13 protein-coding genes are annotated in these 11,911 nt (G+C 43.3%); all 13 read right to left on the minus strand.

The genetic code is table 11. The features are described from left to right. Nucleotides 1-272: 272 nt before the first annotated feature. The 13 genes from lysS to hslO all read right to left on the minus strand — a co-directional run bounded on the left by lysS (nt 273) and on the right by hslO (nt 11,871). Nucleotides 273-1,784: a lysine--tRNA ligase gene (gene lysS / locus AC1TO8_RS21585; RefSeq protein ID WP_482057674.1), complete on the minus strand. Its 1,512-nt coding sequence runs from the start codon at nt 1,782-1,784 to the stop codon at nt 273-275. A 165-nt stretch (nt 1,785-1,949) separates the two neighbouring features. Then, complete coding sequence (gene greA, locus AC1TO8_RS21590; RefSeq protein ID WP_482057675.1) at nt 1,950-2,426, minus strand: transcription elongation factor GreA; 477 nt, start codon at nt 2,424-2,426, stop codon at nt 1,950-1,952. A gap of 191 nt (nt 2,427-2,617) precedes the next feature. Further along, nucleotides 2,618-3,640 (minus strand): tRNA dihydrouridine synthase DusB, encoded by a 1,023-nt coding sequence (gene dusB, locus AC1TO8_RS21595; RefSeq protein WP_482057676.1) that lies wholly within the window; start codon nt 3,638-3,640, stop codon nt 2,618-2,620. 49 nt (nt 3,641-3,689) lie between these two features. Continuing rightward, complete coding sequence (locus AC1TO8_RS21600; RefSeq protein ID WP_482057677.1) at nt 3,690-3,899, minus strand: helix-turn-helix domain-containing protein; 210 nt, start codon at nt 3,897-3,899, stop codon at nt 3,690-3,692. After that, on the minus strand, nt 3,851-4,399 hold the full coding sequence (folK, locus tag AC1TO8_RS21605) for a 2-amino-4-hydroxy-6-hydroxymethyldihydropteridine diphosphokinase (protein WP_482057678.1): 549 nt from the start codon (nt 4,397-4,399) through the stop codon (nt 3,851-3,853). Before folK ends, AC1TO8_RS21600 begins: the two co-directional genes overlap by 49 nt. A 9-nt stretch (nt 4,400-4,408) precedes the next feature. Beyond that, nucleotides 4,409-4,771 carry a dihydroneopterin aldolase gene (gene folB / locus AC1TO8_RS21610; protein WP_482057679.1) on the minus strand — a complete coding sequence of 121 codons (363 nt, stop codon included), beginning with the start codon at nt 4,769-4,771 and terminating at the stop codon, nt 4,409-4,411. A gap of 19 nt (nt 4,772-4,790) precedes the next feature. Beyond that, a complete protein-coding gene (folP, locus tag AC1TO8_RS21615; RefSeq protein WP_482057680.1) occupies nt 4,791-5,657 on the minus strand; it encodes a dihydropteroate synthase in 867 nt (288 codons plus the stop codon). Next, nucleotides 5,654-6,541: an aminotransferase class IV gene (locus tag AC1TO8_RS21620; protein ID WP_482057681.1), complete on the minus strand. Its 888-nt coding sequence runs from the start codon at nt 6,539-6,541 to the stop codon at nt 5,654-5,656. The genes folP and AC1TO8_RS21620 overlap by 4 nt, the downstream gene beginning before the upstream one ends. Beyond that, entirely contained in the window at nt 6,538-7,119 is a 582-nt protein-coding gene (gene pabA, locus AC1TO8_RS21625) for an aminodeoxychorismate/anthranilate synthase component II (RefSeq protein WP_482057682.1), read from the minus strand. The genes AC1TO8_RS21620 and pabA overlap by 4 nt, the downstream gene beginning before the upstream one ends. Then, nucleotides 7,100-8,725, minus strand: a complete 1,626-nt coding sequence (locus tag AC1TO8_RS21630; protein ID WP_482057731.1) for an anthranilate synthase component I family protein — start codon at nt 8,723-8,725, stop codon at nt 7,100-7,102. Before AC1TO8_RS21630 ends, pabA begins: the two co-directional genes overlap by 20 nt. 211 nt (nt 8,726-8,936) lie before the next feature. After that, nucleotides 8,937-9,875, minus strand: coding sequence for a cysteine synthase A (cysK, locus tag AC1TO8_RS21635; RefSeq protein WP_482057683.1), 939 nt, complete (start codon nt 9,873-9,875; stop codon nt 8,937-8,939). Between the two features lie 180 nt (nt 9,876-10,055). Beyond that, on the minus strand, nt 10,056-10,976 hold the full coding sequence (locus tag AC1TO8_RS21640; protein WP_482057684.1) for a peptidylprolyl isomerase: 921 nt from the start codon (nt 10,974-10,976) through the stop codon (nt 10,056-10,058). Nucleotides 10,977-10,986: 10 nt separating this feature from the next. After that, complete coding sequence (hslO, locus tag AC1TO8_RS21645) at nt 10,987-11,871, minus strand: Hsp33 family molecular chaperone HslO (protein WP_482057685.1); 885 nt, start codon at nt 11,869-11,871, stop codon at nt 10,987-10,989. Nucleotides 11,872-11,911: the final 40 nt, after the last annotated feature.

The raw sequence follows: 11,911 nt of genomic DNA on the forward strand, positions 1-11,911 counted from the left end.
TTATCATAACATGTCCGGTTCGTTTATGCAAGCTTTATTTTCGTTTTTGTTTCATCCGATAATTTGCTTGCCGATTCAATTAAACGTTGTTTAATTGGCCGGACTAATAATATATCACGCGAAGAACATGAATGCAAGTCTTTTTTCAAATTATTTTAAACTAGGTATTTTCCCGGTCAAACATCTTCAATTCCGCCCTCCTCCTACTATAGATAAAGAACACCGACCCGCCTTCCATTAGGAAAGCAAAGTCGGTGTTCTATAACTATATCTTACTGCTCTTTCAAAGGACGCATATGAGGGAATAAGAGAACGTCACGGATAGAAGCTGAGTTAGTCAGAAGCATCACAAGACGATCAACTCCAATCCCAAGACCACCTGTTGGAGGCATACCATACTCTAGTGCACGAATGAAGTCATCATCCATCTCATGCGCTTCATCGTTTCCTTGCTCACGTTCCAACAATTGAGATTCAAAACGTTGACGTTGATCAATCGGATCATTCAATTCCGTGAATGCATTCGCATGCTCTCTTCCGACAACGAATAATTCGAAACGATCCGTAAACCTTGGATCTTCTTCATTACGTTTAGCCAATGGTGATATCTCCACAGGATGACCCGTAATAAACGTTGGCTGAATCAAGGTCTCTTCAACAAACTCTTCAAAGAACGCATTTAGAATATGTCCGAACTTGCTATGCGCCTCAACAGGCACCTTATGTTCTTTGGCCAGATTACGTGCTTCTTCATCCGTCATGTGAACACTGAAATCTACACCCTTCACTTCCTTAACAGCATCTACCATAGAAATTCGACGCCAAGCTGGTGTTAGATCTACTTCTTGACCTTGATAGTCAATGACCGTCGTTCCCAATACTTCCTGCGCTATATGAGCAACCATACTTTCGGTTAGATTCATAATATCTTGATAATCGGCATAGGCCTCGTAAAGCTCAATCATCGTAAATTCTGGGTTATGGCGTGTAGAGACACCCTCGTTACGGTATACACGTCCGATTTCATATACCTTTTCAAATCCACCAACGATAAGACGCTTCAAATGAAGCTCGATCGCAATACGCATATACATATCCAAATCAAGCGCATTATGATGTGTTATAAAAGGCTTCGCAGCCGCACCACCTGCAATAGTATGCAATGTTGGTGTTTCCACTTCCAAATATCCGAGTGAATCCAAATAACGACGCATGGATTGAATGATGCGAGAGCGCGCAATGAATGTTTGCTGTACATCGGGGTTCATCATCAAGTCAACATAGCGCTGACGATAACGAAGCTCCACATCTTTTAGACCATGATATTTATCAGGCAGTGGATATAAAGACTTGGACAGTATCTCTACATCATCCACCTTAATTGTCGTCTCACCCGTCTTTGTTTTAAACATCTGACCAGTAACACCAATAATGTCTCCAAGATCAAACAACCGGAAAGCTTCGAACTTCACTTCAGGGATCGAGTCTTGACGCACATATATTTGGATTTTACCACTTAGATCTTGGATTTGGGCGAAAATAGCTTTACCCATACCACGTTTAGCCATAATGCGGCCCGCCACACTAACAGCTACCGCCTTCTCTTCTAGCTCTTCATTCGTGAATGGATCATATTTCGCCACTAATTCGCCAGCATGATGCGTTCTGTTGTACTTCTTACCAAATGGATCTAATCCCATTCCACGAAGCTCGTCCAATTTGTTATGACGAATCTGTAGCATTTCACTAAGATCGTTCTCCTGATTCACTATTTCCTCTGACATGCAACTTCATCTCCTTCATCTTCGCTCACTAGTTACCTTCATTTTTCCTATATTTCTAAAAAAAGCTCCCCATAATAGGAAGCCCTTTTAAACAATCCTTATATTTCCGCTGAAACGGGTGCCGTCTTTGAAAAAGGACGGCTAAGCCGTTTCTACTTGTATAGCCTATTTCCTGATATCGATGATCTCGTATTGAACAACACCTGCTGGAACCGTCACATCAACAACGGCACCCTTTTGTTTACCAAGAATGGCTTTACCGACTGGACTTTCGTTTGATATTTTGTTGTTAAGTGGATCAGACTCAGCAGTACCAACGATTAAATACTCTAACGTGTCTCCATACTCGAGGTCCTTCACGATAACCTTAGCACCAACACCTACAACATCCGTGTTAATGTCATCACTGTTAATGATGCGTGCGTTGCGGAGCATTTTCTCGAGAGTAATCACTCTTCCCTCAATAAAGGCCTGTTCATTCTTAGCATCCTCGTATTCCGAGTTCTCACTAATATCACCATAACCAATGGCAACTTTTATCCGTTCAGCAATCTCTCGACGTTTCACAGATTTCAGTTGTTCTAGCTCATCCTCTAACCTCTTAAGACCTTCCTGTGTAAGAATAACTTCTTTATCGCTCATTAAACCGATTCTCCTGTCAATTAAATAATATAAAATGTTCCTTATACTTATAAGTTTTACTATATGCATAATCTGAGGACGCAGAACATCCTCTGCTGCCATGATTAAAGCTTGAGTCGAATTTATACTGCAAAAGTATATGGTAACCATTTCAAAAAGTCAATGCAGTTTCATCGGTTTAGAAGCAATTATTATTGAATCGATGATGCTACCGCTGATAAACCCGCACTATTCTCATCTTGTTGATTTAGTGATGCGACAAAATCTTCCAGTATTTTCACCATTTCGTCTCGTCTAGTTTCTTCCATGATCTCATCTTTAATTCGAGCTGAACCTTTTAATCCCTTCAAATACCAAGATAAATGTTTGCGCATTTCTCGAACGGCTATATGTTCACCTCTCAAAGCTATCAATCGGTCCATGTGAAGAATAGCTATTCTGATTTTCTCATCAGCCGATGGATCTGCAACAAGCTCCCCATTCTGCAAATACTGAATCGTACGATATAGCATCCATGGGTTACCAAGCGCTCCTCGACCAATCATAACGCCATCACAACCCGTCAACTCCAACATTCGGCGAGCATCTTCAGGCGTAACAACATCTCCATTACCAATAACAGGGATAGATACGGCTTGTTTCACTTGTTTAATAATGTCCCAGTCGGCATGCCCCGTGTACAGTTGTTCTCTCGTTCTACCATGGATACTGACTGCTTTGCCGCCTGCACGTTCTACGGCTTGAGCGTTCTCTACAGCATATATATGATCACTGTCCCAACCCGTACGCATCTTCACAGTTACAGGTTTCCCTACGGCATCCACAACAGCGGCTACCATTTCATATATTTTATTTGAATCTAGAAGCCAACGAGCTCCTGCATCAATTTTGGTCACTTTAGGAGCTGGACACCCCATATTAATATCAATAATATCAGCATTCGTTTCCCGGTCTACCACTTTGGCAGCTTCAACAAGCGATTCGCGATCTCCTCCAAATATTTGTAGACTGAGCGGCTTCTCCCGTTCATCAACAAACAGCATTTCTTGTGTCCGTTTGTTACCATGAACGATAGCCTTCCCACTGACCATCTCCGCGCAGACCAATCCAGTGCCAAATTCCTTGGCGATCAAGCGAAAGGCAGGGTTACATACACCCGCCATAGGAGCAAGCACGACTTGGTTCTTCATTTCAATATCGCCGATCTTTAGCATGTGATAATCACCTCAGTGTTCTTATAGTATTACTTCTTGATTTACTTCTTCAAGAAGTAATATTCGTCAGTTCCTCGGTCGTAATCTCCAAGGAATCTGCAATTTTATTTAAAATTTGATCTTCCACACGGCGATGACCACGCTCAATTTCACCCAAAACAACAAGGGATATACTCATCTTAGAGGCTAGTTCTTGTTGGGTGTATCCTTTTAACTTTCTAAAAGCGCGGATCCGGGCTGCCAATTGTGACTTCTCCACAGCTGTATCCCTTCCTTTCCATCCAGTCTCTCAAGTGCTGTCTTAATAACGGTGTGTAGACCAGTGGCTTCCTTAGAATGTGCGATATCATTCAACGGAATGAGTACGAAGGCACGCTCTTCCATCCGAGGATGAGGTAGAATGAGGTCTGGTGTATCTTCAACCAACCCCTCCATCCATAGCAGGTCCAAATCTACTGTCCGTGGTCCCCAATGAATATGACGGACACGACCCAGTTCACGTTCGATATCTTGCATAACTTTTAGAAGGCCATGAGGATCTAGATCGGTCTCTACTGCCACGGCCATATTCAAAAAATAAGGCTGATCTACATAACCTACAGGCTCCGTTTCATATAGATGTGAACAACGAAGGACGTTAATCTGGTCATGCAAGTGAAGGCGCTCTACAGCTTCCATTAAGGTTCCTTCTCTATCTCCTAGATTCGCCCCTAAAGCAATATAAGCCTCTGATGGCTCAGAGGTGAAATGTGACTTCATGTTGGATTCTCACTTTCTTGTTCTGAACAGCTCCACCGTTACACCTTGAAAGTGAATATCAAACGGAGGATGCGGTTTGGTCACTTTGACCGTCAATGCATAGATACTAGTATAAGTGTCCAATAACGAGGATGCAATAACTTCTCCTAAAGCTTCGATTAATTGGAAAGATTTATTCTCAACGATATTTTTCACTGTTTCATGAACTTCAGCATAATTAACAGTTTTCGTTAAATCATCCTGTTCTCCCGCTTCACGGAGATCTAGCTCCATCTCTAAGTCGATGTAATAACGCTGTCCAAGCTTTCTCTCTTCTGCAAAGACACCGTGATATCCGTAATACTCCATACGGTGCATAACCATTTTATCCATCTATTCTATCGCCCCTTTATTATTGTGTATGTACTATCATTGACTCCGGTGATCCATATAGCATGGCGTCGCACATTTGGACAGTACGCTTTATAGATGATACATCATGTACCCTCACGATCTGACAACCTTGTGCGATGCCGAAGGCGACCGTTGCCGCTGTGCCCTCAATAATATCATCGACAGGTAAGTCTAGAGCGGTACGAATGAACTTCTTGCGAGATGTAGCCAGTAGTACTGGATATCCTAGCTCAGCTAAGGCGTCGAGCCCCATCATAACACGCATATTCTCAGAATAGTCTTTAGCAAAACCAATGCCAGGATCGATCATAATATTGTCCTTGTGTACACCTGCTTCAAGAGCTAAGGAAATACTCTCCTTCAAATCTTGAATGACATCCGCGATCAAGTTCGTGTAATTCCGATTATGACGGTTATGCATCAGAATAATAGGAACGGCCAGTTCTGCTACCGTCGATAACATCTCAGGATCCCCTATTCCTCTCCAAATATCATTAATGATATGAGCCCCTGCTTGAATCGCTTGGCGAGCAACTTCCGCTTTATACGTATCAACCGATAGGGGGATGTGCGGAGCTACTCGATGAATCGCTTCTATAACAGGGATAACCCTTGCCAGTTCCTCTTGCACCCCAACTTGAGCAGAACCAGGTCGAGTGGACTCCCCACCAATATCAATCAGATCTGCCCCATCTTCCATCATTTGTAACGCATGCTGAACAGCAAGTTCTGTATCCGTATAATGACCACCGTCAGAGAATGAATCCGGCGTAACATTTAAAATACCCATCACAAGTGTAGATTGACCCAGCTTTAGTTCTGTTTCACCGCAGGTATAAGTTCGTTCATAGATCGTAGTCTTCATAGATGGATTCCTGCTTTCTCACGGTATAATTTTAGAAGCTTCGTTGTGATCGGGCCGGCTGTACCGTTACTAATCGTAGTGGAGGAGCCATCCTCCAGCAAAAGTGTCGTCACAGGCACCAGTTCTTGGATGGAGCTAGTCATCCAAATCTCATCAGCATTCGTTAGATCTGACCACGAATACCAACCTTCCTCACAATATAAGCCTTGTTCCGAAGCAAGTTCTAACACGAGTTCTCTAGTAATTCCTGGCAGTATGCCGGTATCCAGATGAGGGGTATAAAGAGATCCCTCTCGCATAAAAAATAAGTTGCTAACGATCCCCTCAGCCACAACATCCTGTCCATTCAACATGAGCCCTTCTGCTTGATAGCGAGCTGCTGCTTTGTAGGTCATAAGCTCCCGCTTCGCTATTATATTATTCATATAATGCAGTGATTTAAGGCGAACTGGACCTTCCGGTGTATTCCGACGGGTATGGAGCCTTTGCAGTCCTTTTCCACGAATGTAAAGTTCTATTGGGGTCTTAGGAAGCTCTTTCACCGTAACAATATGATTCGGGTTACGGTAGTCTCCCGCAGGCAAGCCCAGTATATCCTCACCTGCACTAATAGTATAGCGAATATAGGCTTCATGTAATTCATTAGCTTCCATCACATCATTAATCCATTCGGCGGTCGCTTCTAAATTCATTTCATAAGGAATGCCAAGATACCGACATCCCTCGGAAATTCTTTTTAAATGCCGATCTAATAAAAAGGGTACGCCACCGTAAGTACGAAATGTCTCAAATAGCCCCATTCCATACAGGAATCCATGATCCATCACAGATACTCGTGCATCCCTGTCCTCAACAATGCCGAAATTCATTCCTATAAAGCTCATCCGTTCTTTACTGCAGACTGTTGTAGAAAGTTACGTAGCATCTGAAGTCCATGGTCGGTAATAATGGATTCAGGATGAAATTGTACACCTTCGATTTGAAATTCCTTATGCCGCAGCCCCATAATCTCTCCCTCTGCCGTCTCCGCAGTAATCTCCAGGCAATCAGGCAAGCTCTCACGCTCCACAAGCAGTGAATGATATCTTGTAGCTATGAAAGGTGATGGTAATCCTGCAAATACCGAGGTGCCATGATGGTGAATGGGTGATGTCTTGCCATGCATTAGACGCTCTGCCCGCACGACCTTCCCGCCAAAAGCTTGACCTATCGCTTGATGACCTAAACACACGCCAAAAATCGGAATTATTCCTTTGAAATGTTCAATCGTTCCCAAGCTGATTCCTGCCTCATTCGGTGTACATGGTCCTGGAGAGATCAAGATATGGTCTGGAGCAAGCTCTTGAATGCCTGCGATATCGATCTCATCATTGCGGAATACCTTGACTTCCTCACCTAATTCACCTAAATATTGAACCAAGTTATACGTGAAAGAGTCATAGTTATCGAGTACTAATATCATGATTATTTCCCCCTTGTGCATTGCTTACAGCTGTTTCCTCTTCACTACATAACACGGCCTTCATCATCGCCTTGGCTTTGTTATGACACTCACGATATTCACGATAAGGATCCGAGTCTACCACGATGCCCGCTCCAGCTTGAATGTATCCTTTGCCGTCTTGTACGACCAAAGTTCGTATAATAATATTTAATTCCATATTACCACTATAGTCAATCCACCCCATAGACCCCGTGTATGGACCACGACGGACAGGCTCAAGTTCTTCGATAATTTCCATCGTACGAATTTTAGGCGCACCTGTAATGGTGCCTCCTGGAAAGAGGGCAGCAATCACCTCGTATGCCCCTTTCTCAGACGCCAGCCTTCCCTCTACTTGGGAAACGAGATGCATCACATGGGAATAATACTCGATTGTCATAAGTTCAGGAACATGAACCGAACCGTATGATGCTATACGCCCGATATCATTGCGTTCTAGATCGACTAACATAATATGCTCAGCACGTTCCTTCTCATTGGAGATTAGCTCCGCGGCCATAGCCTTATCTTCATCCGCCGTATTTCCTCTTCGCCTCGTTCCAGCAATCGGACGTGCGCTCACCTTGTCCCCATCCAGCTTCACTAGCAATTCAGGAGAACCACTAACAAGGGAAAATCCCGGCGATCGAAGCAACCCCATATACGGTGAGGGATTCAATAAGCGAAGCCATTCATATATCTGCTCAGGAGAAGAGTGTAATTCCATCTCCTGCCGAAGAGAGAGATTGACTTGGAACACATCTCCTTGCCGAATATATTCCTGAATACGTAGCACGGCGCTCTCAAATGACTCTTGCGAGAACCCTGCTGTCATATCTGGCCATAGTTTCTGAGCAGACATACTTATAGATTGCATCTCTTCCTGCTTCTCGAACTTCTCCAATTGTTGCAAACGTAGGTTCCGTTCTACCTCTCCATGGGTAGCTCCCTCCGAGATTGCTCCACTAAAGGAAACCCAACATCCCATCATTCGTGCAGCTCTTTCCTTCGCTTCCTTATACAAGGCCTTCACCGCAACGCTCTTCCTATCGTTAGATCCGCTCAATTTAGACATTTCCTGCTCTGAGCTAGATCGTTCTTCCTCTTCACACTTACTTAGTGGTAAATGAACTGCACAGTACACTGTCTGATCCACATGATCATAAATCCATATTTCTTCCATCCTCATCCACATATAATCAGGAAATGCTGGCTCATCTTCTGCCCATGAGGGAAGTCTCTCTAATGAACGGGCAACATCATACCCTAGAAAGCCTACACAACCTCCTATGAAAGGCGGACAACCCTCATCCGTCATCTGAGGAGAATGATAGGGTGCCATCCATTGCTCTATAAGCTGAAGTGGATCTCCCAACACATTCTCGTTCTCACCAGTATGAAGATGGATGATGCTCGCTTCGTCCCCCTTACCCGAGATGATAGATACGGGATTAAGCCCTAGATATGTATAGCGTCCACCCTTACCACTCTCTAGCACGACACCATACGGTGATGCAGACTCCCATGCGCTTGTCCACGTTGAGGGTAAATTACCAGATTCCATCCGCACAAGATAAGGCAGCATGCTCCACCCTTCAGTTGACCATTGCTCCCACTGCTCAAGTGGAGTTATTACATTCTCAGTCACCTTATCTACTCCTAAAAGTTATTTTATAGCATGACTTTCTTATCTCATCATATTAACAATAGAAAACCCCTATTGCCAGTACTAGCACAATAGGGGCATAGCCGATTCTATATGACGATAATACGCTATATATGATAATTAAATGGTATTAGCCTTCGAAATTATATAATGGTGTACTGAGGTAACGTTCACCATTACTAGGAATGATAACGACAATGCGTTTGCCTTTTCCTAATTGTTTAGCTACTTTAAGTGCAGCAGATACAGCAGCACCTGATGAAATCCCTGACAAGATACCTTCTTCTGTTGCTACACGACGCGCAACTTCAAAAGCCTCTTCATTCTCAATGTGAATGATCTCATCATATATATCTTGGTTCAAAATTTCAGGGATGAAGTTCGCTCCAAGTCCTTGGATCTTATGTGGTCCTGGTTTACCACCTGCTAAGATTGGTGATGCCGCAGGTTCTACAGCATAGATCTTAATATCTGGATATTGTTTCTTCAGTACTTCACCGGCACCTGTAATTGTGCCACCTGTTCCGATTCCAGCAATAAATGCATCTAGCGTGCCCCCGATGGACTCAATCGCTTCCACAATTTCTGGACCCGTCGTTTCACGGTGAATTTTCACATTCGCTAGGTTCTTAAATTGCTCTGCCATGAAATATCCAGGGTTCTCCTTCACGATAGCTTCAGCTTTCGTAACGGCTCCATTCATTCCTTCTGATCCCGGAGTTAGAATAAGCTCTGCACCATAGGCACGCAATAGATTACGACGCTCTATGCTCATTGTCTCAGGCATAACGATAATTGACTTATATCCTTTGGCAGCTGCAACCATAGCCAATCCAATTCCAGTGTTACCACTCGTTGCTTCTACAATGGTTCCACCTGGTTTAAGACTACCATCTTTCTCCGCTTCTTCCACAATGCTTATTGCAATACGGTCTTTAACACTTGCACCTGGGTTCTGGTACTCCAGTTTAAGATAGATCTCTGCACTATCTTCAGATACTAAACGGTTCAAACGAACAAGCGGTGTTCCACCAATTAATTCAGTTACATTGTTGACGACTTTTGCCATGGATAAGCCCTCCCTAGGATAATGGTTAATGAATATAAAGCGTTACTAATACACGTTCTTTATTTAATCCGACTAGATCAGTAGGTATTTCGTATCATCATATTATCAAACCTTTTAGTCCCTTGTCAACACAGTATATAAAAAAAAGATACTTTACTGACAGTCATCATAAACCGTACATTAAAGTATCCTAGCCTCATGCTTCTCCCTAAGACTGTCTTCTAACAGGATTAGAGGTATTGCTTCATTCAGAGCAAGCTGCTTGCGGATAGATTCACGGATCAAACGCATGTCTTCTTGCTCTTCCACAATAATATCTATTAATTGAATAATGACATATTCATCATCCCATTTAAAAGGACCTGCGATATCCCCAATCTGTAGTGAATCTGCTGCACTCATCATTTCCTGAGGCAAGAATGGATCATTCCATTCCACTGCACCGATTCTTCCACCTTTATCACGACTGCTTAGGTCTATTGAGTGTTCCTTCGCCATCTGTGCGAAATCTGCACCCTCATCGAGTTGATTCAATAGATCTTCAGCCTTCATTCGCCTGGTTACTTTAATAATGGAAAGTTGAAACTGTTTACGAACCTCGAATTGATCCTCATTCTCTACAATATAACGATCAATCTGCTCATCAGTAATAACAATATCTGATATCGCAATTTGCTCTAATGTTAATCTGTAGTTCATCTCTGTCTCAACATCTTGAGGTGTAAGACCCAATTGCGTCTCCATCTCATGATAATAAGCTTCCTCGGAGTCGTAACCTTTCATATCCCGCTTCAATCTTCTTGTCACTTCATCATTGGAGATATGAATCCCCAACTCCTTAGCTTCCTCATATACAGCCTTACGGTTCAACATATGAAGTAGTACTTCTTGCCCATGCACCCGCTTAAGTTCTTTCACCCATTCACTTTCAGTGATCGACTCCTCTTTGAAAGAGGCTACTACATTTCTAGTCCCTTCGGTTGAGGGGATAAGGGGCTTAAGTCCGCGAAACAAAATCAAGCATCCCATGAATAGGACGCCTATCACCAAAATCACATTGACTGCCAATAGCACCCTTTCTTTTCTTTTGATCCTCATCATATGGTTATCGCTACTTCACGGATTGTTCCATAATTTGTTGAAGCTCTACTTTATCAAAAGAGAATGCCTCATTGCAGAAATGACATACTACCTCAGCTTGACCATCTTCTTCGATAAGTTGTTCAAGTTCACTTTGTCCTAGACTTATCAGCGTACTTTCCACGCGTTCTTTCGAGCATTGACATTGGAAGCGGAGATCCATTTCCTCCAATATTTCTGCATCAGGCAACAACCGATGAAGCATTTCTTCCAAATCCATACCTTGATCCATAAGAGAGGTGATCGGAGGGAATGCGCTAACTGCCTGCTCAATAGCAGTAATCTCATCATCACTTAGACCGGGCATAAGCTGAATAATGAATCCTCCTGCTTCCATAACAGCATTATCCGTTCCTACCAATACACCTAAGCCGACAGCCGAAGGCGTCTGTTCTGATATCGCGAAATAATAAGTGATATCTTCAGCAATCTCACCTGAAACAATCGGCGAACTACCTGTATAGAAGTCTTTTAAACCCTGATCCTTGATCACATGAACAAAACCAGTTCGTCCAACAGCACCTGCAACATCTAACTTACCTAGACTATTACTTGGCAGATGAACATGTGGGTGTGTCACATATCCGCGGATATCCCCTATGGCATTTGCTTCTGCATAGATTTGACCAATCGGTCCGTCGCCTTTAATTTGAACGTTGATCTTTTCTTTACCTTTAAGCATCGCACCCATCATGGCGGTAGCACTCAATGTTCTCCCCATAGCAGCCGTAGCTATAGGCCACGTATCATGTCTTTGACGAAGATCCTCTACGAGCTTTGTGGTCCGCACCACGAAGGCACGCACATGACCATTCATGGCTGTCCCTCGGATTAAGCGGTCTTTTCTGTTATCCATGTCCTCACAGCCTCCTTTGTCTCTATTATGATCCTATTTT

It is taken from the genome of Paenibacillus sp. Y859 (assembly GCF_056786405.1).